Source organism: Catellatospora chokoriensis, assembly GCF_011297315.1.
GTDB classification, from domain to species: Bacteria; Actinomycetota; Actinomycetes; order Mycobacteriales; family Micromonosporaceae; genus Catellatospora; species Catellatospora citrea.
Genome location: NZ_JAAOTI010000015.1, coordinates 1 through 24290, shown reverse-complemented (window position 1 = coordinate 24290; position 24290 = coordinate 1). Strand labels below are relative to the sequence as shown.

Below are 24290 nucleotides of genomic sequence, written 5' to 3'. Positions count from 1 at the left end.
GCACACCGGTGTTTGCCGCCGGGGTCGCCCGTTCAAGCGCCTGTCGAGGCGCTCGGACGGGCATCCGCCGAAGTCTGCCGAGAGCGGTGACCGGTCGGGTCAACGCTCGCCGATGGCGACGGGCTCGCGATCCGCGTCGAGCGGATCCACGATCTCCCCCTGGGGGGTCAGCGTGCCCTGTGCCAGCCGGGTCGCCCTGGCACTTTTCAGTGAATGGGGCGCCGACGGCTCCAGGTCCGCAACCACGCGCAGGCCGGACAGGACGTCATCGGGCCGTACGGAGGGAGTGACCTGCCGCACGACAAGGTCGAGTATCGCACACGGGGCGGTCGCGACCACGCCAGGTGGTGAGGTCTGTGACGAGACGGCCTCGACGGACACCACGGCGTCCCTGGTGTCGAAGGTGCGCCGGCCCTGTTTGGTCATGCGCTCGACCAACACCTCACTCTGCGCGACGAAGGCCGCCACGGCGGTGGCGAGCTGCTCGTCGGTCACCCCGGGCAGCTCGATGCGCCACCGCGAGGCGGTGATCCGGTCGGCCAGGCTGCCCGGCGCGACGGCCTCCACGGCCTCGATCACGTCCAGGCCCGGCGACAGCGCGGCGTCCAGCGCCTTGCACAGCTCCGCCGGGTCCACCCGCTCCCGCAGGCCGATCTCCAGGTACTCCGCCTCGGAGGCCACGCCGGTGGGTGCGGCACTGGCGAAGGAGATCTTCGGGTGCGGGGTGAAGCCCTGCGAGAAGGCGATCGGCACGCCCGCCCGGTGGATCGCCCGCTCGACGGCGCGGGCGAAGTCGCGGTGCGAGGTGAAGCGCAGCGGGCCGCGCTTGGTGTAACGCAGCCGGATGCGCTGCACGACGGGGGCCTGGCCACCCGTGGGCTGGTTCTTGGTACGTCCCACCGTCAGGCTCCCGCGGGCACGCGCAGGCCGGTGTTGACCGGCGTGATGGGCAGCAGTTTGTGGCCGGTCGGCCCGATCTGGATGCTGGTGTCCATCGACGGGCACACGCCGCAGTCGAAGCACGGCGTCCAGCGGCAGTCGTCCTGCTCGTACTCGGTGAGCGCGTCCTGCCAGTCCTGCCAGAGCCAGTCCTTGTCCAGGCCCGAGTCCAGGTGGTCCCAGGGCAGCACCTCGGACTGCTCGCGCTCGCGGGTGGTGAACCACTCCAGGTCCACCCCCAGGCCCGGCAGCACCTCGGCGCAGGCGTCGACCCAGCGGCGGTACGAGAAGTGCTCGCTCCAGCCGTCGAAGCGCTGGCCGTTCTCCCACACCTTGCGGATGACCGCGCCGACGCGGCGGTCACCGCGTGCCAGCAGGCCTTCGATCAGCGAGGGCTCACCGTCGTGGTAGCGGAAGCCGATGGCCCGGCCCAGCGAGCGGTCCGAGTTGATCTCGTTCTTGAGCGCCTTGAGCCGCGCGTCGATCACCTCGGGGCGCTCCATCGGGGCCCACTGGAACGGGGTGTGCGGCTTGGGCACGAACCCGCCGATGGACACGGTGCAGCGGATGTCCTTGCTGCCGGTCGCCTGGCGGCCCGACTTGATGACGTTGTGCGCCAGCCGCGCGATCTGCAGCACGTCCTCGTCGGTCTCGGTGGGCAGGCCGCACATGAAGTACAGCTTCACCTGCCGCCAGCCGTTGGAGTACGCGGTGGTGACGGTGCGGATCAGGTCCTCCTCCGACACCATCTTGTTGATCACCTTGCGGATGCGCTCCGACCCGCCCTCGGGCGCGAAGGTCAGCCCGGTGCGGCGGCCGTTGCGGGCCAGCTCCTGCGCCAGGTCGATGTTGAACGCGTCCACCCGGGTGCTGGGCAGCGACAGCGAGACGTTGGTGCCCTCGTACTGGTCGGCCAGCCCGGAGCAGATGTCGCCGATCTCGGAGTGGTCGGCGCTGGACAGCGACAGCAGGCCCACCTCGGTGAAGCCGGAGAACTCCAGCCCGTCGTGCACCATCTGCGCCACGGTGGTGATGGAGCGCTCGCGCACCGGACGGGTGATCATGCCGGCCTGGCAGAAGCGGCAGCCCCGGGTGCAGCCCCGGAAGATCTCCACGGCGAACCGCTCGTGCACCGTCTCGGCCAGCGGCACCAGCGGCTTCTTCGGGTACGGCCACGCGTCGAGGTCCATGGTGGTGCGCTTGTGCACCCGGAACGGCACGCCCGGGCGGTTGGGCACCACGCGCTGGATCCGGCCGTCGGGCAGGTAGTCCACGTCGTAGAAGCGCGGCACGTAGACCGACTCGGTCTTGGCCAGGCGCAGCAGGATCTCGTCGCGGCCGCCGGGGCTGCCCTCGCGCTTCCACGCGGCGACGATGTCGGTGATCTCCAGGACGGCTTCCTCGCCGTCGCCGAGCACGGCGGCGTCGACGAAGTCGGCGATCGGCTCCGGGTTGAACGCGGCGTGGCCGCCCGCGACCACGATCGGGTGCGACTCGTCGCGGTCGGCGGCCAGCAGCGGGATCCGCGCCAGGCTCAGCTCGGTGAGCATGTTGGTGTAGCCGAGCTCGGTCGAGAAGGACAGGCCGAACAGGTCGAAGTCGCCGACCGCACGGTGGCTGTCGACGGTGAACTGCGGCACGCCGCGCTCGCGCATCAGCTGCTCGAGGTCGGGCCAGACCGCGTAGGTGCGCTCGGCGAGCACGTCCTCGCGCTCGTTGAGCACCTCGTACAGGATCTGCACGCCCTGGTTGGGCAGGCCCACCTCGTACGCGTCCGGGTACGACAGCACCCACCGGACCGTGGCCGACTCCCATGGTTTGACCACGGCGCCCAGCTCACCACCGACGTACTGGATGGGCTTGCTGACCAGAGGCAGCAACTGCTCAAGCTGGGGAAAGACCGACTCGCCACGCATGGGTATCAAGGGTACGCGGTCGCACACGGGCACCGGACCTCGGGCGATTGCGTACCCGATGTCCGGTGGCGACCTGCGTGTCTACTGTTCCGCGTCGCCGGAGCTGCGCTTCGGAGCGTACCGGGACACATACTCCTGGCCGGTCAGCGCCTGGATGGCTATCATCACCGTGTCCGTGATCTCCCGCGCGGCGGTGCTGGCGGACTCGGCGTCCTTCCACGCCCCGACCTCGATCGGCTTGCCGAACTTGACGGTGACCTGGCCCGGCTTGAGCGACGGGATCGCCTGGCCGATGGGCTGCACCTTCTCGGTGCCGATCATGCCGACCGGGATGATCGGCACGTCCGCGCCCAGCGCGAGCCGCGCCACCCCGGTGCGGCCGCGGTAGAGCCGCCCGTCCGGCGAGCGGGTGCCCTCGGGGTACACGGCGACCAGGCCGCCCTCCTTCAGCACCGGGATCGCCGCGTCGAACGCGCTCAGCGCGGCCCGGCCGCCGGAGCGGTGCACCGGGATCGCGCCCAGGCCGCCCATCAGGGTGCGGAAGAACAGGCCGCTCAGGCCGGTGCCGACGAAGTAGTCCTCCTTGGCCCAGAAGGAGATGTGCCGGTTGACCGAGGAACCGAGGAAGAGTTCGTCGGCGACAGAGAGGTGGTTGCCTGCGAAGATCGCGCCACCCGTGGCGGGGATGTGCTCCGCGCCCTCGACAGTGGGGCGCCAGCCGAGCTTGATCGCGGGCGCCACCGTCCACAATCCGACCGTATAGAGCACCGGCACTTTCTGCCTCCACAGGTGATGAGCTAGCCGGCCAGTGAACTTACCGTAGTCCTCTGAGCGGGCCCATACCCCCGGAACCGATCGCCTATGCGCCCGGAGTCTGAGATACTGACCGGCTCGCCGCCGGCTGTCGTCATGGCCTTGACCTGGGCAGACCTTGCCATGGAAAAGGAACGAGGCGCGGCCTGTGACATTTCCGGCACAGGCCGCGCCTCACTCGTCGATTACCGCCGTCAGCTGCGGGCGACCGCCACCGTGACGTTGCCGCCGTCGCCGGCCTCGCCGGTGAAGCCGCCGTCGACCGCGCCGTAGCTCACGCTGTCGGCCAGCGTCTCGGCCGCCAGGAAGGCCTGGTGCTCGCGCACCGCCGCGGCGACCTCGTCGGACGCCTGCACCGTCAGCGCGATCCGGTCGGTGATGGCCAGGTCCGCCTCGCGGCGCGCCTGCTGCACCACCCGGACCACGTCGCGGGCCAGACCCTCGGCCTCCAGCGCCGGGGTGACGGCGGTGTCCAGCACCACGACCCCGGCGTCGCCGGGCAGCGCGGCGGAGTGCTCCGCGTCGGCGGCGACCAGCTTCAGCTCGTACTCGCCCTCCTGCAGCGTCACCCCGGCGGCGACCGGAGCGCCGTCGACCAGCGACCACTCCCCCGTCTTCACCGCCTTGATGACCTGCTGCACCGAGCCGCCGACGCGCGGGCCGAGCACCCGCGGCACCACCGTGAGCACCTGCTCGCAGTGGCCGGTCAGGTCGTCGCTCAGCTCGACCGACTTCACGTTGACCTCGTCGGCGATCAGCGCCGCGAAGTCGCGCAGCGCGGACGCGTCCGGGGTCGCCACGGTCAGCGAGGACAGCGGCAGGCGCACCCGCAGGCCCTTCGCCTTGCGCAGCGACAGCGCCGCCGAGCAGACCTCGCGCACCCGGTCCATGGTGGCCACCAGGTCGTGGTCGGCCGGCAGCGCCGCCGCGTCCGGCCAGTCGGCCAGGTGCGCCGAGCGCTGCCCGGTCAGCCCGCGCCAGATCTCCTCCGCGGTCAGCGGGGCCAGCGGCGCGACCACCCGGGCCAGCGTCTCCAGCACCGTGTAGAGGGTGTCGAAGGCGTCGGCGTCACCGGCCCAGAAGCGGTCCCGGCTGCGGCGCACGTACCAGTTGGTCAGCGCGTCCAGATAGGTCCGCACCCCGGCGCAGGCCGCGGAGAGGTCGTACGCGTCGAGCTGGGCCGTCGTGGTCTCCACCAGCTCCCGGGTCTTGGCCAGCACGTAGCGGTCGAGCACGTGCGTGGAGTCGGTCCGGGGCCGGGCGGTGTGCCCGGCGGCGTTGGCGTAGAGCGTGAAGAAGTAGTACACGTTCCACAGCGGCAGCAGCACCTGGCGCACGGAGTCCCGGATCCCCGACTCGTTCACGGCCATGTCGCCGCCGCGCAGCACCGGGCTGCTCATCAGCATCCAGCGCATCGCGTCGGCGCCGTAGCGATCGAACATCTCGTAGACGTCGGGGTAGTTGCGCAGGCTCTTGGACATCTTGCGGCCGTCGCTGCCCTGCAGGATGCCGTGGCTCACGCAGCTGCGGAACGCCGGCCGGTCGAACAGCGCGGTGGCCAGCACGTGCATGGTGTAGAACCAGCCGCGCGTCTGTCCGATGTACTCGACGATGAAGTCGCCCGGGTAGTGGTTCTCGAACCACTCGGTGTTCTCGAACGGGTAGTGCACCTGGGCGAACGGCATCGAGCCGGACTCGAACCAGCAGTCGAGCACCTCCGGCACTCGGCGCATGGTCGAGTTGCCCGTCGGGTCGTCCGGGTTCGGCCGGGTCAGCTCGTCGACGTACGGGCGGTGCAGGTCGGTGACCTTCACGCCGAAGTCCTCTTCGAGCTGCGCGAGCGAGCCGTACACGTCGGTGCGCGGGTAGTTCGGGTCGTCGGAGACCCACACCGGGATCGGCGAGCCCCAGAACCGGTTGCGGCTGATCGACCAGTCGCGGGCGTTGGCCAGCCACTTGCCGAACGAGCCGTCCTTGACGTGCTCGGGGGTCCAGCTGATCTGCTGGTTCAGCTCCACCATGCGGTCGCGGAACGCGGTCACCTTCACGAACCAGCTCGACACCGCCTTGTAGACCAGCGGGGTGTCGCACCGCCAGCAGTGCGGGTAGGAGTGGGTGTAGGTCTCGTGGCGCAGCACGACGCCGCGGTCCTTGAGGTCGCGGATGATCGCCTTGTTGGTGTCGAAGACCTGCTGGCCCTCGTACGGCGGGACCAGCGCGGTGAACCGCGCCCGCTCGTCGACGGTCACCACGGTCGGGATGCCCGCCGCGTTGCAGGTGTTCTGGTCGTCCTCACCGAACGCCGGCGCGAGGTGCACCACCCCGGTGCCGTCCTCGGTGGTCACGAAGTCCGCCCCGAGCACCTGGTAGGCGTTGTCACCCGCGTGGTCCACCAGGTACGGGAACAGCGGCGTGTACCGCTTGCCGACCAGATCCGCGCCCTTGACGGTGCCGGTCTGCTCGTAGCCCTCCAGCTCCTTGGCGTAGTAACCGAGCCGGGCCGCGCCCAGCAGCAGCTTCTCGCCGTCCTTCGCCATCACCGCGTAGTCGATGTCCGGGCCGACGGCCAGCGCCAGGTTGCTCGGCAGGGTCCACGGCGTGGTCGTCCACACCGCGACCTTCTCGCCGCTGTCGAGCTGGAACTTGACGGCCAGCGTCGGGTCCTGCCGGTCCTTGTAGACGTCGTCCATCCGGGTCTCGGTGTTGGACAGCGGCGTCTCGCAGCGCCAGCAGTACGCCAGCACCCGGAAGCCCTCGTACACCAGGCCCTTGTCGTGCAGGGTCTTGAAGGCCCACATGACGCTTTCCATGTAGTCCAGGTCGAGGGTCTTGTAGTCGTTGGCGAAGTCGACCCAGCGGGCCTGCCGGGTGACGTACCGCTCCCACTCGTTCGTGTAACGCAGCACGGAGGTGCGGCAGGCCTCGTTGAACTCGGCCAGGCCCATGTCCAGGATCTCGGCCTTGGTGGTGATGCCGAGCTGCTTCTCCGCCTCCACCTCGGCGGGCATGCCGTGGGTGTCCCAGCCGAACCGGCGCTCGACCCGGCGCCCGCGCATGGTCTGGTAGCGCGGCACCACGTCCTTGACGTAGCCGGTCAGCAGGTGGCCGTAGTGGGGCAGGCCGTTGGCGAACGGCGGGCCGTCGTAGAAGACGAACTCGTTGGACCCCTTCGGCCCGGCGTCGCGCTGCTCCACGCTGGCCGCGAAGGTCTTGTCGGCGGCCCAGTAGTCGAGCACGCGCCGTTCCAGGGCGGGCAGGTCCGGGCTGGCCGGCACGCCGTCGGCCGCGTCGTGCAATGGATAAGCCATCGCGGGGCTCCTCGTCACACTCGTCACTGTCGTTTCACAGTGCGAGGACGAGCCGGCAGGCCCGCGGTACCACCTCGCTTGCCCGCCGCAGGTGCACGGCGGACCGCTCGTGTCGGCTGTGACGGGCCGTCCCGTCCGGTTCTACTGAGGCCGTGCGGCCCGTTCTTCCGGAGGCTCACCGGTGATGGCCGGGTCGATGCCTGTGCGCTCCAGGTTACCGCCGCCGCACCCCCGACCGTCCACCGGGTTTCGGGTGAGTCGCCCTACCGGGTCCGCGGGTCGCCGCGGTAGCGCCCGCTGACCACCGTCCAGTCCAGGGTGCCCCGCACCGAACCGGCCACCCCGTCCAGGTGGGCGTGGACCGCCGGGTCGAACTGGGCGCCGAACGAGGGCACCCGCTCCCGCAGCGGGCCGAAGCCGTCCATGCGCTGCTGCCACATGTCCACGGCCTCCTGCACCGCCGCCTCGATGGACAGCTCGCGCTCGTGGGAGATCGCCAGCACCAGGTTGTGGCCACCGGCGGTGGCGATGTCGCGGTCCAGCGAGTAGAGGTCGTTGAACCAGGACAGCAGGTCGGTGCCGGCCAGCCGGACCTCACGCAGCGCCGGGTGGTGGTAGATCGCGTCCGGCAGGTGGGTGTGCGTGGCCAGCTCGGTGAGCAGGTGCGAGATCTCCGCCGCGGAGGCCGTGCGGCGCAGCTCGACGTACTCGTCGACGCCGGGCAGGTGGCCCGTGGCCTTGTTCTCCGCCTCGGTGATCACGCCGTCGAGGTGCACCGCCACCGCGTCGGTGAAGCGGCTCTGCCAGGCGTCGGGCATGCGTTCACGCAGCACGGCCCAGATCTCGGTGAGCATCAGCCGGGCCGAGCCGGCGAAGACCTCGGTGGGCCGGTCCGAGCCGTGCAGCAGGGCCAGCAGCTCGGTGACGAAGCGGCGCAAGCGGGGCGGCTCGGGGTGCGCCGTGCCGTCGCAGATGTCGTCGACCAGGTAGAACCAGGCGAAGATCATCGCGAGCAGGGCGAGGTCCTCCGGTCGCGCATCCGGGAAGATCCGGCCCGCATGTCCGGCGTACGCCTCCCCGGCCAGCCAGTTCTGCCCGTCGCCGTCGCTGATCAGGCCGCACTTGCGGGCCCAGCCGGTCAGGTCCTGTTCGGCGAGGGCCACGTGCGGCGACAGGCGCGAGGTGAGGGGGCAGTCGACCGGGGGGATGGCGAACACGGCGATCCTCCGTTCCGGGAGGCGGGGGCGCTGAGGGCACACGACGGCGTAGCTGCACACACACGCCATCACGTCACGATGAGTTCACGATCCATTACACAAGTGCCAGAGATCGAAGTCAATCCCTCGGACGTGCCACCTCAGCGGCGGTACGGCTCCACCATCGGCTTACGCACCGCGTCCATCGCCGCCAGGTGCGCCTCCCGTGCCACGCCGTCGATCAGGTAGACGCGGGTGACCGCGTTGCCCTTCGCCCGCACCAGCCCGTTCCTCACCAGCGCCTGCACGTCCCGGATGGCCTGATCCCGGCTGAGATCCTCGTCGCCCTGGTAGGTGGCCCGCCGCAACTCACCCAGCGCCGCCGCGTACAGCGCCGACACCGTCCGCTCCGGCAGCCCGCGCTCGGCCACCACCGCTTCGAGAGCCCGCCACAACACCACCGTGTAGTCCACCCGGGCTTGGACCGTCTGCGCCTGCTGGTGGTGCGCGGACAGCACGAAGCGCAGCCAGGTGTGGCAGTCGGCGTCCGGCCGGAAGGTCTCGCCCCGGCTCTGCAGCGCCTGGTAATAGGCCAAAGTGTTGATCTCGTGCCCCAACCATTCCTCGATCGAGGAGAACTCCGCCGCGAGCACCCCGTCCCGGGCGAGCACGAGGGTGTGCAGGCACCGCGCCATCCGGCCGTTGCCGTCGCGCCACGGGTGGATCGAGACGAGGTTGAGGTGGGCCATCGCCGCCCGCACCAGCGAAGGCTGATCCAGGTCTCCTGCGTTGAGCCAGTCGATGAGCTCCTCCATGAGCCCAGGGACCAACTCCGGATCGGGCCCCGTGTAGGCGGGCCGCAACGGGTCGGAGCCCGTGACGAAGATGCCCCCACTGCGGTAGCGGCCCGGCCACTTCGACATGTTGTATTTGACGATCATGAAGTGCAGCGCCGAAAGCAGCGTGCGGTGGTACTCGAAGTCGGCGATGTGCGGGGCCTGCTGCACGTAGGTCAGCGCGTCGCGGTAGCCGCGAATCGCCAATTGGGTCTCGTCGGCCACCTCCACCGACATCGGCTGGCCCTCGACGACAGCGCGCGCGTCGGACATACCGATGGTGATCTTCTCGATCGTGTTCGAGCCCTGGATGGCCGCAGCCGTGAGCTGACGCCGGAGCTGGCCGGTCCAGTGGGGGCGGGCGCGGACGTGCAGTTGCAGGTCGGTGCGCATCTGGTCGATCTCGCCCAGCACGCGGAGATCGTCGGCGTCCAGCTTCGGGGTCTGCAGCAGCATCCCCCCATGCTACTAGCCCAGTAGCACAGTCGCACCGCGCCGCGTACGCGCCGGAATCCGACAGTGATCGACTCGCGCGCGAGCTGGGCATCCGGACCTGCGCTGCCACGTGTCCCACCGGCCCCGTCGCCACTGCCTGGTCGATGGTTGACCGTTCGGTGCCAGGGATACGACCGGCGGTCTAGTGACCAGGCGTTCGTGGACCGCCATCATGGCCGATGTTTGCATACGTGCTGCTGCGTGAGTACACATCGGATAGCGAGAGGCACCTGACGTGTCAGACCCCGACGAGACCACCCCCTCCCCGACCCCGCCGCCCGCCGATGACAAGGGCGGCGACTACAAGCCGGTGCACGGCGCGGACGACAAGGACAAGGACGACAAGGACGACGACGACAAGGGCGGCCGCAAGCGCTGGCTGCTCCTGCTGCTGCTCCTCCTCCTGATCCTGCTCCTGCTGCTGTGCGGCGGCTTCGCGTACATGAAGTGGTGGCAGAAGAAGGACGTGGACCCGGCGGCGTCGCCGTCCGCGGTCGCCACCGCCACCGCCGCACCCCCGGCGGCCAGCCCCAGCGCTGCCGCCAGCCCGACCACCGCGGCCAGCCCCAGCGCTGCCGCGTCGCCGACCGCCGCCCCGTCGCCGTCGCCGACCCCCGGACCGGCGCTGATCGCGGTGCCGAACGTGGTCGGCAAGAAGGCCACCGACGCCGAGAAGATCCTGGCCGACGCCGGCTTCACCAACGTGAAGTTCCTCGGCGACGACGGCAAGGAACTGACCCTGCTGGTCAGCTGGAAGGTCGTCAAGCAGTCCGTGAAGGCCGGCACCAAGGTCGCCGCCGACACCGAGATCGTCCTCACCAACACCTCCGTCAGCAACGGCAAGGGCTGACCCTCCACAAAAGAAGGGCACCTTCTTCACGCCATGCGTGGAAGAAGGTGCCCTTCTTGACATTCGACGGCCCTGAGCTGCGCCGCAGCTGCCCGCTGCGGGGACCGGCCTACGAGGCGGTCAGGCCGCGACCAGTGCCCGCAGCTCGCGGGCGTGGGCGACCAGGCGGCTCGAACCACCCCGGTCGGCCAGCGCCGCGACCTCGGGCGGCAGCTGCGCGGTGCCACAGGCGCGCCCGCACCGCACCGCGAGCGCCATCAGGTCGGCCGTCGCCGGGCGCGCCTTGTCCAGCGCGACCAGCGGCACCAGCGCCGCGACGGCGAGCTGCCACACCGCGGCGACGGCACCCGCCTGCGCGGCCTCGTCCAGTGCGGACACGACCCGGTTCACCTTGAGCACGCCCGCGGCGGCCAGCTCGCCCAGCTCCCGCCCGACCGCTGCCGCGTCGAGGTCTCCGGTCGCGGCCAGGCCGAGCAGCCCATCGACGGCGGCGATCCGGTCGGCCGTCGCGCGCGCGGCGAGGCCGTACGCCAGCGCCAGGTTCACCGCCGGACCGACCGGACCGGCACACTCCGCCAGGTGGGCCAGCAGCAGACCACCGCCGTCGTAATCCAGGTCGGCGTTCGCGGCGAGGACGGGCAGCGCCGACGCGGCCACCACCTCCCGGTGCGAGGGCAGGGCGGCGGCCCACAGCTGCGGCTCCTCGATGCGGCCGGGCGACGGAGTCGGACGGTCGTCCCGGACGATCGTCATCAGCTCCCGGGCCAGCGGGCCCGCATGGTTCGGCGGCGAGAGCGCCACCACTCGCCGGGCCGGGGGCTGCCGCTCCCACCACGAGTTCGACTGCCGGGGGTCGGCGAGCTGCTCCTGCGGCCTCGACACGGGGTCTGCCGTCGGCCCGCTGATCCACCGGGCGAAGGTGACCCCGGCGGGCGAGCGCAGCCGCAGTGCCGCGGCGGCCACCTGGGGATCGGTCTCGCGGGGCAGCCGCAGCAGGGCCTGCTCGAAGTCGAGTGCCCACGGCTGCCACCCGTCACGTTCGGCCTGCTCCAGCCGCCGCAGCAGCTCCGCGGGCGCCAGGCGGCCGTTGGCGTGTGTCGGCGTCGCCATCAGCAGCGGCACCGGCTGGCGGCCCAACTGAGCGGACATCTCCGCGAGCCGGGCCGCGAGCACCAGGTGCAGCCCGCTGCTGTTGCCACGCAGCCTGCGCAGCAGCTGGGTCTGCGTCGCACCGTCGCCACGGAACAGGGCGGCGAGCTGCCGCAACCGGTCCGGCCGCGGGTCGACCGTGGTGACCGCGCGCAGCACCGCGCGCATCCGCTCGGCCAGCTTGCCCCACCAGGCCCCTGTGTCCACGAGCGGTCGCACGGTCCGCGCCAGCGCCTCCGGGTCCTGCACCCGCCAGTGCACGAGGGCGGCCAGCACGCGTTCCACGGTCGGCACCGAGCGATCCCCCGCGAGCAGCGCCGACACTTCCTCGGCCAGTTCCGCGAGACTGCCCAGCGGCGGCCCCAGCGGCGCCGCGACGGGGACCGGCAGCGCGGCCGGCACCGGCTCCGGCGCGGCCGACGCCGGCCCCGCCAGCAGCGCGGCGACCTCCGCCGCGTGCTCGGGCTGCCGCCGCGCCACCTGCCGCAGCCACGTCGTCTGTCCCTTGACCAGCGTCTTCTCCGGCCGGGCGAGCGCGAGCTCGGCGACCTCGCGCAGCGTGTCCCAGGCCAGCAGCCCGGCCTCGTCGACGCCGCGCAGCGCCTTCAGCGCCATGCCCGCGACCGGGGAGCTGCCTGCCTCCACCAGGCGCAGGTAGTCGCCCGCCCCAGCCGCCGCTTCCTGCGCCGTCACCGCCAGCGCCTCGTGCAGCCGGGTGTACGCGCGCAGCTCCCCCGGCTTGCCCCCGCGCAGCAGCCGGGCCCGGCAGCCCTCGACTAGCATCCGGCGCACTGCCGCGTCGCCCCCGCCCAGCCGGATCAGGGCGGGCACGAACCCCCGCGCGTCCGGCTGGTACTCGAAGTCCAGCCGCGACCCGAGCCGGTCGTGCGTGAACAGCATCGGCACCATTGCCGCCGTGTAGGGGCTGTCGCGCAGCGCGGCGTCGGCGTCGTCCGCGTACCGCATCGCGTCAATCCAGCACGACACGAACGCCTCGCCGGTCGGCACCGCGCAGGCGCTCTCCCGGACCAGGACGTCCACGAACTGCCAGTGACCCGTCGCGCCCCAACTCCCGTCGACCGGCAGTCGGTCGGCCATCAGCTGCGCGAACTCGGCGAGCCACGGCACCTGCCGCAGCCGCAGCACCTCCAGCACCGGCCCGGGCTGCGCCGCCCGCAGCCCCCACCGCAGCTGACCGCGATGCAGCGCGGCCACGGCCTTCTTCGCGGTCGACGCGCAGCCCACCAGCGCGACGGTCCGGGCCGCCGCCCGCCGCTGCGACACCTGCCAGTCCTCGGTCTGCCGGGCCGCGGCCGCCAGCTCGGCGAACGCCGCCCGGCGCTGCTTCTCCCCGGCCTGGCGCAGCCAGTCCACGACGGCGGCGACGTCAGCCGCGTCGACGGCCCGCCGCAGCTCATCCGCGCCCGCCGCGGCGTTCACGCGGGCACCTGCGAGGTCACCGTGATCCGCACCGCCAGCTGGTGACGGCAGGGTCCCCGGTCGCCGCGGTGTTTGGCCCACCACTGGCAGGTGCAGCCGGCCGGGGCGCCGTCGACGAGCCGGACCTGATACACGCCCTCGGTGCCGCGCACCGAGGCGACCTCGCCGGACACGGTCACCGCACCGGCCTCCAGCAGCGCCCGCGCGCCCGCCAGCCGGGGGTTGAGCTTCTCGGCGGCGGCGGTGCCGAACGGCATCACCCGGTGGAAGTAGTTCGCCTCGGCGACGTCGTAGCCGACCCGCCCGGCGGTGCCCAGCAGGGCGAGCCCGGAACGGACCTGCACCGGGGTCAGGCCGGTGGCGGTGGCCAGCGCGTCGGCGTCGAGGGTGGGCGCGAGCGCGAGCAGCTCGCTGATCCGGTCCGCCGCGTCGGCGGCGTCGTCGGAGGCCAGCGCGGACAGCACCGCGCCCTCGCCGGAGAAGCCCCGGTACGGCTCGGGCGACAGCGTCAGCGACAGGCGCAGGGTCGGGGTCTCCAGCTCCCACACCGAGGCGACGGGTGCGCTGCCGGAGCGCACGGCCGGGCCGTACACGGTGAGGGTGCTCGCGTGCCGCAGCAGCCCGCGCAGCGCCCCGAGCCGGTCGGTGCCGGTCAGGCAGACGGCTCCCGGCACCGGCCGGGCGGTCAGCCGCAGGCCCTGCCCCGCGGGCACCACCCACAGCGTGTCGCGGCCCTTCGGCAGGCGGCGCAGGAACTCGGCGGCCGCGGCCGCGCCGACCCGCACCCGCGGCTCCATGCCCGCGGTGACCGCGTGGACCTGGGCGAAACCGCGCAGCCAGCGGCCGGGCAGCGGCACCTTGCGCTCGACGACCGAGCCGTCCATGGTGGACACGGTCAGGTCCTGCGGGCCGACCGCGAGGTGCAGCGGGTCGAGCCCGCCGACGCGGGCCAGGGCGAGCTGCAGCGGCACGTTCACGTCGACGTTGGTGGTGCCGTGCTCGGGGCGCTCACCGTCCAGACCGGACGGCAGCACGTCCATCCGCGCGTACACCCCGCAGCAGCCGCTGAACGACTCGAACCGCAGCATGTCCTCGCTACCGGTGACCACCGGATCGAGGCTGACCCAGCCGGTGCGCTGGTGGTAGCGGGCGCGGGCGACCTCGGCGACGGCCAGCAGTCCGGTCGCGACGGTCTGCGGGGTGGTCATGAACCCGTCGAAGAAGCGGGGATGCGTGCCGCACCCGCCGGACGTCTGCAACGCGAGACCCTCCGCGGTCAGCGCGGAGGGCCCCGGGTACGAATAGGTGGCTACCGACATGGCGGCCACCGTAGGGACGGGCTACGACAGTTCCGGGAACCAGAGCTTGATCTCGCGCTCGGCGGACTCGGCCGAGTCGGAGGCGTGCACCAGGTTCTCCCGGTTCGACAGGGACAGGTCGCCGCGGATGGTGCCCGCGGCCGCGGCCCGGCCGTCGGTCGCGCCGACCAGCAGGCGGATCACCGCGATGGCCTCGTCACCCGACACGATCGCGGCCACCAGCGGCCCGCTGGTCATGAAGGCCTTGAGCGGAGGGTAGAACGCCTTCTCCACGTGCTCGGCGTAGTGCGCGTCGGCGAGATCGGCGTCCATCGTGCGCAGCACGAGCGCGTCGACGGCGAGCCCCTTGCGCTCGAACCGCGCGATGATCTCCCCGACCAGGCCACGGCGCACGGCATCCGGCTTGATCAGCACGAGCGAACGTTCCGACACGAACTTCCTCCTTGACGGCGACACATGCCCCCACCTGCGGCAACACGAGGTGGGCTCATCAGCCTACCGAACTGCACTTTCCTCGATCGACGGACCCGCCTAAGGTCATGGATTGAAGACACAGCGTTGCGGGGAGGCGGCGCGCTGTGGTCCGTGCACACAGCGCTCGGGGAGGCACGCGTTGGCACGGTTAGGGCGCAAACCGGTCCGGCCCGGCCGGGTGACCACCGCCGTGTGCCTCGGCGCACTGGGTCTGTTCGTCATCTCGATGTCCGCCGGTCTGGGCAGCTGGCCGCTGGGCGCGGTCGGCGCGGCGATGGTCGTCGTCGGGGTGGCCCTGCTGACCACCGCCTCGATGCTCGGCGCCGACAAGGCATACGTGGTGGGCACCGTGCACGTGGTGAAGGCCTCGGAGCCGCCGCTGAACGCGGAGTTCGGCCGCTGCGAGATGCAGGTGCTGGTGGACGCGCCCGGCCATCCCGGTCAGACCGTGGTGATGAACGACCCCCGGGTGCCGGTGCTGAAGTGGCCCGACGCGGGCGACACGCTGCCCGCTCTGGTCGCCGTCGCCGACGCGCGGCGCATCAAGATCCAGTGGGAGAAGATCGGCACCCACGGCGAGCGGTACGAGCAGGGCTTCGACCACGGCGACGACGAGTTCTACCACGACCCGGGCGACGACTACGACGATCCGCACTACGACGACCAGCACTACGACGACGCCCCGGGCCACGACGACCCGCACGGATCCGACGACACCTACGCCGGCTTCCGCGACGACGACCCGATCGACCTCGACGCGGTGCCGGTGAACGACCCCCTGCCGCGCCGCCAGCCGAGCCCGCACCGCCGCCCGGCCCCGCACGAGGACCCGGTGCAGGTCGCCGTGCTGGAAGGCGAGCTCTACACCGGCGAGGTGCCGGGCCCGCGCACCCCGATGGACGAGGAGTCGCCGGACTTCACCTCCGTCGACATGATCGACTTCGCGGACGTGCCGGAACCCGCCGCGCCCACGATCTCCGACACCTTCACCGGGCCGGTGGCGCTGCCGTCCGCGGCCGGCGCCGGCATCGACGACCTGCTCGTCGCGTCACCGCACGCCCGGCCCGCGTCCGCCGGGTCGATCCAGGGCGTGGGCATCACCCTGCTGGTCACCGACCTGGCCCGCTCCCGCGGCTTCTACCACGACCTGCTCGGCTTCTACGAGATCGACGGCGGGCCGGGCAACCTGGTGCTCGCCTCCGGCGACACCCGGCTCGTGCTGCGCACCACCCCTGAGCTGGCCCCGGTCAACCGCCGGCACGTGCACCTCAACCTGGAGGTCGGCGACGTCGACGCGGTCTACCAGGAGCTGAAGGTGCGCGGCGTCAAGTTCACCTACGCGCCCCGGGTGGTCAACCACGGCGAGCGCCTCGAACTGTGGGCTGCCTCGTTCAAGGACCCCGACGGCCACGGCATCGCGGTCATCGAGTGGAAGGCGCGCGGCTAGCCGGTGATGGTCCGGCGCACGTAGAGCACGTACGCCCAGGTGAGCCCGAACACGACGCCGACCACCGCGAAGGCCCAGTGCAGGAAGCCCAGCAGCAGCAGCGCGACCTGGAAGACCGAGACCAGCCACCAGCCCCACGGGAAGCGCAGGGTCGCCGTCAGCGCCATGGACACCACCACGGCCACCAGCGCCACGGTCACCGCGGCCATGCTGCCGCCCGGCGGGCGCAGCACCCAGATCGGCATCAGCGCCAGCAGCAGCACCAGCGCCTCCAGCACCAGCGTGCCCGCGGCGAGTCCGCGCACCGCGCGGGTCGGGTTGCGCAGGCCGCTGGGCTTGCCGCCCAGGCTCAACTGCAGGTCGCGCTCGCGGGCCTCACCCGGCTTGTGCCCGGCCGGGCCCTCGGGCGTCGAGCCGGCCGCGGCCTCACTCGGGTGGCTGTGCTCGGTCATCCCCGCTCCTTGCTGCGTTGCGCCTGAGCCGATCCGGGCCGCCTGACCCGCGTGCTCATGCCCGTTCTTCCCGCGCCGGTGCGCCGGGCCCCGTGCTCACCGGTGGAACAGCTTCCGCGCGTCGGCGACGGTGACGACGGAGCCGGTGATGAGCACGCCGACGCCGCTGATGCCCGCATCGATGTCCGACTCGGCCAGGGTCACCGCGGCCTCGATGGCGTCGGGCAGCTCGGGATGGACGTGCACCCGGTCCTCCCCGAAGATCTCGTACGCGATCTCCGCCAGCTCCTCCGCGGGCAGCGCCCGAGGCGAGGAGTTGCGCGTGCAGACCAGCTCGTCGACCACCGGTTCGAGCAGGTCCAGCACCCCGGCCGCGTCCTTGTCACCGAGCATGCCGACCACCGCGACCAGGCGGCGGAACGAGAACTCCTCGGTCAGCGCCGCGACCGTGGCGGCCATGCCGTGCGGGTTGTGCGCGGCGTCGACCAGCACGGTCGGCGCGTTGCGGACCCGCTCCAGCCGGCCCGGCGAGGAGCTGGACGAGAAGCCCTCGCGCACCAGCTCCACCTCCAGCTGCCGGTCCTTGCCCGCGCCGAGGAACGCCTCGACCGCGGCCAGCGCCAGGGCGGCGTTCTGCGCCTGGTGCGCGCCGTGCAGCGGCAGGAAGATCTCGTCGTACACCCCGCCCAGGCCCTGCAGCGTCAGCACCTGGCCGCCCAGCGCCACGTTCCGCTCGATCACGCCGAACTCGCTGCCCTCGCGGGCCACCGTCGCGCCGACCTCGGCGCAGCGCTCCAGGATCGGCTCCATCGCCTCCTCCGGCTGCAGCGCGCAGATCAGCGTCGCGCCCTCGTGCACGATGCCCGACTTGGCCAGCGCGATGTCGGCGATGGTGTCGCCGAGCCACTCGGTGTGGTCCAGCCCGATCGGGGTGATCACCGCGACGCCGGCCTGGATCACGTTGGTCGCGTCCTCGGCCCCGCCGAGCCCGACCTCGACCACGGCGACGTCCACCGGGGCGTCGGCGAACGTCGCGAACGCCAGCGCGGTGGTCATGTCGAAGTAGGTCAGCGGCTCGTCGCTGCGCGCGTCGATCAGCTCGGCGAGCGGGCCGACCTCGGCGTACACCGCCGTGAAGCGCTCCTCGTCGACCGGCTGCCCGTCCAGGCTGATCCGCTCCCGCACCGTCTCCAGGTGCGGGCTGGTGTACCGCCCGGTGTGCAGCCCGTGCGCGCGCAGCAGGCTGTCGATCATGCGAGCGGTCGAGGTCTTGCCGTTGGTGCCGGTCAGATGGATCGACGGGTACGCCCGCTGCGGGCTGCCGAGCACGTCCAGCAGCTCCTCGATGCGACCGAGGTCGAAGACCATCCGGGTGAAGCCGCGCCGGTCCAGCGCGGCCTCCACCTCGGCGTAGGTGATGTCTTGCCCGTCTTGAGCGGAAGAGCTCACGAATGTCACCCTAGCTGCGCGAGCGCGGCGTCGATGCGAGTCACGTCGGCTTCGGCCGTGGCGAGCCGTTCGCGCAGCTTCGCCACCACCTGCTCCGGAGCCTTGGCCAGGAATCCTTCATTGCCCAGCTTCGCGGTCGCCTGGGAGATCTCCTTCTCCGCGGCAGCCCGGTCCTTGGTCAGGCGGGCCCGCTCCGCGGCCACGTCGATGCTGCCCCGGGTGTCCAGGGACACCGTCACGCCGCCCGCGACCGCGACCGTGCCGGTGGCGGTGAAGCCGTCCCCGGGCACGTCGAGCCGGGCCAGGAAGCGCATCAGCGGCTCGTGCGCGGCGATGCCGGCCGCGGCCAGCCCGTCCAGCGACGCGGCCACCCGCTGACCGGGCTTGAGGCCCTGGTCGGCACGGAAGCGGCGGACCTCGGTCACCACCCGCTGCAGCGTCTCCAGCTCGGCCTCGGCCGCGTCGTCGATCAGCGCCGGGTTCGCCGACGGCCACGCCGCGACCATCACCGACGCGTCGCCCTCGACCTTGTTCAGGGCGCACCACAGCTCGTCGGTGACGAACGGGATGACCGGGTGCAGCAGCCGCAGCAACTGGTCCAGGACGTGCCCCAGCACCCGGCGGGTGCGCTCGGCCGCCTCGGCGTCGTCACCGGTCAGCACCGGCTTGGCCAGCTCCACGTACCAGTCGCAGACGTCGTCCCAGGCGAAGTGGAACAGGCTGTCGCAGACCTTCGCGAACTCGTAGTTCTCGAAGTACTCGTCGACCTCGGCGATGGTGTGCTGCAGCCGGGACAGGATCCAGCGGTCGATGGTCGACAGCTGCGCGGGCAGCTCGCCCTCCGTGTGCGCGCCGTTGATCAGGGCGAACCGGGTGGCGTTCCAGAGCTTGTTGCAGAAGTTGCGCGAGCCCTGGCACCACTCCTCGCTGACCGGCACGTCCGAGCCCGGGTTCGCGCCGCGGGCCAGGGTGAACCGGGTCGCGTCCGCGCCGAAGCGCTCGATCCAGTCCAGCGGGTCGACGACGTTGCCGAACGACTTGGACATCTTCTTGCCGTACTGGTCACGGACCATGCCGTGCAGGGCGACGACATCGAACGGCTGCTTGCCGTCCATGGCATAGAGGCCGAACATCATCATCCGGGCGACCCAGAAGAACAGGATGTCGTAGCCGGTGACCAGCACGCTGGTCGGGTAGAACTTCGCCAGGTCGGCGGTCTGCTCGGGCCAGCCCAGCGTGGAGAACGGCCACAGTGCCGAGGAGAACCACGTGTCGAGCACGTCCTCGTCCTGGCGCCAGCCGTCGCCGCTCGGCACCTCGTCGTCGGGGCCGACGCAGACGACCTCGCCGTCCGGGCCGTACCAGACCGGGATGCGGTGGCCCCACCACAGCTGGCGCGAGATGCACCAGTCGTGCATGTTGTCCACCCAGGCGAAGTAGCGCTTGGACAGCTCGGCCGGCTCGATCTTGGTGCGTCCGTCGCGCACCGCGTCGCCGGCGGCCTTCGCCAGCGGGCCGGTGTTGACGAACCACTGCAGCGACAGCCGCGGCTCGACCGTCGTCTTGCAGCGCGAGCAGTGCCCCACCGCGTGCACGTACGGCCGCTTCTCGGCCACGATCCGCCCCTGCTCGCGCAGCGCGGCGACCACGGCCGGGCGGGCCTCGTACCGGTCCAGGCCGAGGAACGGCCCGTGCACCGTGATGATCGCCCGCTCGTCCATCATCGTGATCGACGGCAGGTTGTGCCGCTGGCCGATCTCGAAGTCGTTCGGGTCGTGCGCCGGGGTCACCTTCACGCAGCCGGTGCCGAACGCGGGGTCGACGTGCGCGTCGCCCACGATCGGGATGCGCCGGCCGGTCAGCGGCAGCTCCACCTCGGTGCCGATGAGGTGCTTGTAGCGCTCGTCGTCGGGGTGCACGGCCACCGCGGTGTCGCCGAGCATCGTCTCGGCGCGGGTGGTGGCGACCACGATCTCGTCGCTGTACCGGATGGAGACCAGCTCGCCCTCGTCGTCGCTGTGCTCCACCTCGATGTCGCTCAGCGCAGTCAGGCAGCGCGGGCACCAGTTGATGATGCGCTCGGCGCGGTAGATCAGGTTGTCGTCGTACAGCTTCTTGAAGATGGTCTGCACGGCCCGCGACAGGCCCTCGTCCATGGTGAAGCGCTCACGCGACCAGTCGACGGAGTCGCCGAGGCGGCGCATCTGCCCGAGGATCGCGCCGCCGGACTCGGCCTTCCACTGCCACACCCGCTCGACGAACGTCTCGCGGCCCAGGTCGTGACGCGACAGACCCTCCGCGGCGAGTTTGCGCTCCACCACGTTCTGGGTGGCGATGCCCGCGTGGTCCATGCCCGGCAGCCACAGCGCCTCGAAGCCCTGCATGCGCTTGCGGCGGATCAGCGAGTCCTGAATGGTGTGATCGAGCGCGTGGCCCACGTGCAGCGAACCCGTCACGTTCGGCGGCGGGATCACGATCGCGAACGGCGGCTTGTCGCTCTTCGCGTCGGCGTCGAAGTGACCGGCGGCTACCCACTGCTCGTACCGCCGCTGCTCTACCTCGCCGGGCTGGTACGCGGCGGCAAGCTCGGAGGACAACGGGGCGCGCGGCTCGCGCGGCTGCTGGCTGAGTTCGGTCACCCGCCAAGTCTACGAAGCGAGCTTGGGTCCACCGCTGGCAGGCTGCGGCTTGCTAGGCTCCGCGGGTCGGCGGAAGGTGGGCACATGTCAGAGCAGGACGCGAAAGTACGGCCGGAAGCGGGTACGCCGGACACCGGCGAGATACCGCAGTACGCCCGTCCCGCCGTGCGGATGATGCCCGGCCCCGCGACCGCCGAGCCCGAGGACGGGCCCGCGCCGCACAGCAAGCGCCGCCGCTGGACCCTCACCGCGATGGCCGTGCTCGGCGCCGGCGCGATCGCCGCAGCGTTCACGCTCGGCCCCACGCTGATCCGGATCACGCAGCAGAACGACGCCAAGCTCACCATGCCCGAGAAGATCGGCGCGATGGTCCGCGACGACAGCCCCGCGGCCAAGGACACGGCCGGCTACCTGCTGACCGCGCTGGCCGCGGGCATCGAGCTCGACTCCTCCACGTCGGCCATCTACACCGACCCGGCCGAGGGCGCCGCGAAGAGCGTCATGGTGTTCGGCGGCACCACCACCATGTACAGCCCCGAGCGGGAGCTCGACACCGTGCTGAAGCTCATGGAGGACCAGACCGGAGGTGTCGCCGGCCTCACCGACTACGAACCCGGCGACCTCGGCGGCGTGCTCAAGTGCGGCTCCACCGACGGCCCCGACGGCGTGATGGCGGTCTGCGGCTGGGCCGACCACGGCAGCCTCGCCCTGGCCCTCTTCCCCGGCCGCACCCCCGCCGAAGCCGCCCCCCTCATGACCACCATCCGCACCACCACCCTCACCCGCCCCTGACCCCCCTCCCCCCTCTGCGTTGATCATGAACTTATGGCAGGGGTCGACGGCGTGTCGGTGCCCTAACTTCATGATCGATCGTGCTCCGGCTCGCGCTCGCCGGGCCGCCTGGAGCAGGCGGCCCGGCTACGCGGATCAGCCCACGTGGTCGGTTCGGTCGGTCGCCAGGATCAGCTCGTAGGCGCTCATACGTTGTGCCGGGCCGAGGGTGACCAGCTCCCAGGCGAGCAGTTCACCTGTCCGGGGCTGGAAGATCAGCAGGTGCTGCGTGCCGTGTACGCGGTCGTCGAAGGTGACCGCCACGCCGTCGCGGCCGGCCCGGTCGGTCACCTCACCACGCCACTGGAAGCCCGGCACGTCGGCGAGGACGCGCAGGATCTCCGCCCGGGTCCGCCGCGGCACGGCGTACCGGCCGAAGGTCTTGCTGGTCTCCTTGCTGGCGACGCCCGCACCCAGGTCGGTCTTGAGCAGTCCGGCCAACCCCGCCCGGTCCGCGGGCAGGACGGGGTCGAACGGCGGCTGCGGGACGTCGTCGATCGGAGAAGCCTCGGTGCCGGCCAGTAGGCCCGCCCAGTGATCGCGCGATGCCCGGTCCGGGTATTCGGGCACGCCCGCGGAGGTCGTCTGCCGGCCCGTCGCGCCGGGGGTCCACCAGACCGTCGACTCCCGGGCGAAGGCGACGGAGAACCGGCCGTCGGGCGACGTCATCACCGGATCACCCCACACCTTCGTGTGGTGATAGGTGAACCGGCCCGCGCTGTTCTCGTACGGCGCGTCGACCAGCCCGTCGGCCAGCGCCCGCAGCCGAGGCCCTGCAGCGGTCTCGGCCGAGCCCGGCTGATACGCCACGGGAACGAGGACCCGCCCCGCCGCCGCGCCGGACGGATCGGCGGGATCGGGCTGCACCCCGGTCGGCACGTCCCGCGACCCGAGCACCACCACGGCGCCGGCCGCCACGGCGATCGCACCGGTCGCGAGAACCATCCGCCGGGGCAGCCGGCTCTCACGGCGAGCGGTGACCGGCTCGGCGGTCGCGCCGGCCCAGGCGATCAGCTCGCGAGCCGAGAGCCGGGGTGGCTCGGGTGGCAGCTCGCGCGCCGGGTCGGCGGGGCTGAGGAGGGTACGGGTCCGCTGTTCTCCGAACATCACAGGTCCTCTCACGATCGGGCCAACCGGCGGTGTGGCACGGGTGGGGTGGGTGGCGCCGCCATGGCGGCGGTGAGCCGCCCGCGGGCACGGTGCAGCCGCACCGCCGCGGTCGTACGGCTGCAGCCGAGCACCTGCGCGGCCTCGGCGACCGTCAGCTCCTCCCAGCCGATCAGCCGGAGGATCTCCTGGTCGAGGTCGGACAGCGAACGCAAGGCGGCCCGGACGTCGGCGACCCCGACGGTCGCGTCGGCACCGGTCGCGCCCGGTTCCCGCAGGACGTCGGCGTCGGTGATCGGCACCTGCCGTCCCGCCGCCCGCCGGGCCCGCCAGTGGTTGGCCAGCAGGCGCCGGGACACCCCGTACAGCCAGGGCAGGCAGCGGTCCGGCACCTCGTCGCGGCGCCGCCACGCGACGGCGAACACCTCCTGCGCGAGTTCAGCAGGCGCGTCCAGATCGGCCAGCCGCCGCCGGCCGTACTGGAGGATCTGCTGATAGTGCTCGTCGTAGACCTTGGTGAACCAGCCTTCGTCGCGGCCGGGCGGCGGGCCCATGCGAACTCCTCACTGCGATGGCGATTGTCACCCTGCTCTGTGTCGGCGGCAGCACGATGATTACCGGCGAGATCGGAAATCGTGCACGGACGGGAACGCCACCGGCCCGGCCGGAGGGCCGGTTGCCGGCGATCACCTTGGTTAGGGTGTCGGGTGTGTCCCACACCCATGAACTGACGGTCGAGGGAACCCGGCTGACGAAGCGCTATGTCTCCTGGGAACGCGACGAGCATCTGCGCGAATGGGCGGCGCTGCGGCTGGCGCACCGCCACGAACCCGGTCTGGTGCCGCAGCCCCTGACCGCGGATCTCACCGCCACTCCGCCGACGGTGACCATGTCGGTGGTGCCCGGCGAACCCCTCATGGGCGAACTCACCCCGGCACAGGCTGATGCGCTCCATACGGCGCTGACGGCGCTCTGGCGCGTTCCGCACGAGGAACTGGCGGCGGAGTGGCCCTGGTCGGACGACCTCCGTTTCGCGCGGATGCTGACCGACGGGCGGCGCCCTGACGACGACCTCACCGCCGAGGCGTTCGACGCCGCCGTCGCCTGGTGGGACGGCCCGGATCCGGAGTCGCTGCGCCGGCCACCGGCGGCCACGGTGCTTGGGCAGCGCGATCCGCACCTGGCCAACTATCTGTGGGACGGGCACCGCGTGCGCATAGTGGACTTCGAGGATGCCGCGGTCTCGGATCCCGCGATGGAACTGGCCATCCTGTCCGAGCACCTGTCACTGCGCGCGACCGACACCGAGGCGTTCTGCGCACGGTTCGACGTGGACCATTCGCGCCTGCGGGCGGCCCGCCGGGTGTGGGCCATGTTCTGGCTGCGGCTGCTCCTGCCCGGCGGCAAATCCGCTCAACGCAATCCACCAGGCGCGGCCGAGGCTCAAGCCGTGCGCCTACTCCGATTGCTACACCAATGAGCCGCGCAAAGGAACGGCGATGCAGTCCGGATACGCGTCAAGGCCCACCCCGTGAGGGGTGGGCCTTGAACAGCGATGTTTGTCCGGCGGCGTCCTACTCTCCCACAACGTCCCCGTTGCAGTACCATCGGCGCTGGAGGGCTTAGCTTC

18 protein-coding genes and 1 rRNA gene are annotated in these 24290 nt (G+C 71.7%); 4 read left to right on the top strand and 15 right to left on the bottom strand.

Going from position 1 to position 24290, the window contains the following annotated elements:
* Positions 1-99: 99 nt before the first annotated feature.
* From HAV39_RS22570 to HAV39_RS22545, 6 genes are all read right to left on the bottom strand, one after another.
* Complete coding sequence (locus tag HAV39_RS22570; protein WP_191841308.1) at positions 100-855, bottom strand: TIGR03936 family radical SAM-associated protein; 756 nt, start codon at positions 853-855, stop codon at positions 100-102.
* A 47-nt stretch (positions 856-902) separates the two neighbouring features.
* The gene (locus tag HAV39_RS22565; RefSeq protein ID WP_191841165.1) at positions 903-2855 is read right to left on the bottom strand and encodes a TIGR03960 family B12-binding radical SAM protein; all 1953 of its coding nucleotides are present in this window, start codon (positions 2853-2855) and stop codon (positions 903-905) included.
* An 81-nt stretch (positions 2856-2936) separates the two neighbouring features.
* Positions 2937-3629, bottom strand: coding sequence for a lysophospholipid acyltransferase family protein (locus tag HAV39_RS22560; RefSeq protein WP_191841164.1), 693 nt, complete (start codon positions 3627-3629; stop codon positions 2937-2939).
* A 233-nt stretch (positions 3630-3862) separates the two neighbouring features.
* A complete protein-coding gene (gene ileS, locus HAV39_RS22555; protein ID WP_191841163.1) occupies positions 3863-6976 on the bottom strand; it encodes an isoleucine--tRNA ligase in 3114 nt (1037 codons plus the stop codon).
* Positions 6977-7239: 263 nt separating this feature from the next.
* Positions 7240-8193, bottom strand: a complete 954-nt coding sequence (locus HAV39_RS22550; protein WP_191841162.1) for a terpene synthase family protein — start codon at positions 8191-8193, stop codon at positions 7240-7242.
* Positions 8194-8333: 140 nt separating this feature from the next.
* Positions 8334-9464 (bottom strand): Fic family protein, encoded by a 1131-nt coding sequence (locus tag HAV39_RS22545; protein ID WP_191841161.1) that lies wholly within the window; start codon positions 9462-9464, stop codon positions 8334-8336.
* A 274-nt stretch (positions 9465-9738) separates the two neighbouring features.
* Here HAV39_RS22545 and HAV39_RS22540 point away from each other — a divergent pair, with 274 nt between their 5' ends.
* Positions 9739-10353, top strand: a complete 615-nt coding sequence (locus tag HAV39_RS22540) for a PASTA domain-containing protein (RefSeq protein ID WP_191841160.1) — start codon at positions 9739-9741, stop codon at positions 10351-10353.
* Between the two features lie 120 nt (positions 10354-10473).
* Here HAV39_RS22540 and HAV39_RS22535 read toward each other — a convergent pair whose 3' ends face one another.
* From HAV39_RS22535 to ndk, 3 genes are read right to left on the bottom strand one after another with little or no spacing between them, the layout of a single operon-like run.
* Positions 10474-12942: a DUF7824 domain-containing protein gene (locus tag HAV39_RS22535; protein WP_191841159.1), complete on the bottom strand. Its 2469-nt coding sequence runs from the start codon at positions 12940-12942 to the stop codon at positions 10474-10476.
* The gene (locus tag HAV39_RS22530) at positions 12939-14261 is read right to left on the bottom strand and encodes an SWIM zinc finger family protein (RefSeq protein WP_191841158.1); all 1323 of its coding nucleotides are present in this window, start codon (positions 14259-14261) and stop codon (positions 12939-12941) included. The genes HAV39_RS22535 and HAV39_RS22530 overlap by 4 nt, the downstream gene beginning before the upstream one ends.
* 21 nt (positions 14262-14282) lie before the next feature.
* A complete protein-coding gene (ndk, locus tag HAV39_RS22525) occupies positions 14283-14693 on the bottom strand; it encodes a nucleoside-diphosphate kinase (RefSeq protein WP_155386285.1) in 411 nt (136 codons plus the stop codon).
* A gap of 181 nt (positions 14694-14874) precedes the next feature.
* On the opposite strand from ndk, the gene HAV39_RS22520 reads away from it, so the two are divergent.
* Complete coding sequence (locus tag HAV39_RS22520; RefSeq protein ID WP_191841157.1) at positions 14875-16182, top strand: VOC family protein; 1308 nt, start codon at positions 14875-14877, stop codon at positions 16180-16182.
* Here the strand turns inward: HAV39_RS22520 and HAV39_RS22515 are convergent.
* From HAV39_RS22515 to HAV39_RS22505, 3 genes are all read right to left on the bottom strand, one after another.
* Positions 16179-16634 carry a DUF4233 domain-containing protein gene (locus HAV39_RS22515; protein ID WP_191841156.1) on the bottom strand — a complete coding sequence of 152 codons (456 nt, stop codon included), beginning with the start codon at positions 16632-16634 and terminating at the stop codon, positions 16179-16181. The two genes, HAV39_RS22520 and HAV39_RS22515, sit on opposite strands and share 4 nt — an antisense overlap.
* Positions 16635-16730: 96 nt before the next feature.
* Positions 16731-18002 (bottom strand): bifunctional folylpolyglutamate synthase/dihydrofolate synthase, encoded by a 1272-nt coding sequence (locus HAV39_RS22510; RefSeq protein WP_191841307.1) that lies wholly within the window; start codon positions 18000-18002, stop codon positions 16731-16733.
* An 86-nt stretch (positions 18003-18088) separates the two neighbouring features.
* Positions 18089-20680 (bottom strand): valine--tRNA ligase, encoded by a 2592-nt coding sequence (locus HAV39_RS22505; RefSeq protein WP_239120309.1) that lies wholly within the window; start codon positions 20678-20680, stop codon positions 18089-18091.
* Between the two features lie 126 nt (positions 20681-20806).
* On the opposite strand from HAV39_RS22505, the gene HAV39_RS22500 reads away from it, so the two are divergent.
* Positions 20807-21514: a hypothetical protein gene (locus HAV39_RS22500; RefSeq protein WP_191841154.1), complete on the top strand. Its 708-nt coding sequence runs from the start codon at positions 20807-20809 to the stop codon at positions 21512-21514.
* A 135-nt stretch (positions 21515-21649) separates the two neighbouring features.
* Here HAV39_RS22500 and HAV39_RS22495 read toward each other — a convergent pair whose 3' ends face one another.
* Both HAV39_RS22495 and HAV39_RS22490 read right to left on the bottom strand, forming a co-directional pair.
* Positions 21650-22660 carry a CU044_5270 family protein gene (locus tag HAV39_RS22495; protein WP_191841153.1) on the bottom strand — a complete coding sequence of 337 codons (1011 nt, stop codon included), beginning with the start codon at positions 22658-22660 and terminating at the stop codon, positions 21650-21652.
* Between the two features lie 11 nt (positions 22661-22671).
* A complete protein-coding gene (locus HAV39_RS22490; RefSeq protein WP_191841152.1) occupies positions 22672-23214 on the bottom strand; it encodes an RNA polymerase sigma factor in 543 nt (180 codons plus the stop codon).
* Between the two features lie 17 nt (positions 23215-23231).
* On the opposite strand from HAV39_RS22490, the gene HAV39_RS22485 reads away from it, so the two are divergent.
* Complete coding sequence (locus HAV39_RS22485) at positions 23232-24140, top strand: aminoglycoside phosphotransferase family protein (protein WP_191841151.1); 909 nt, start codon at positions 23232-23234, stop codon at positions 24138-24140.
* Between the two features lie 81 nt (positions 24141-24221).
* On the opposite strand, the gene rrf is transcribed toward HAV39_RS22485, so the two are convergent.
* Positions 24222-24290, bottom strand: a 5S ribosomal RNA gene (gene rrf, locus HAV39_RS43635); the annotation flags it as partial.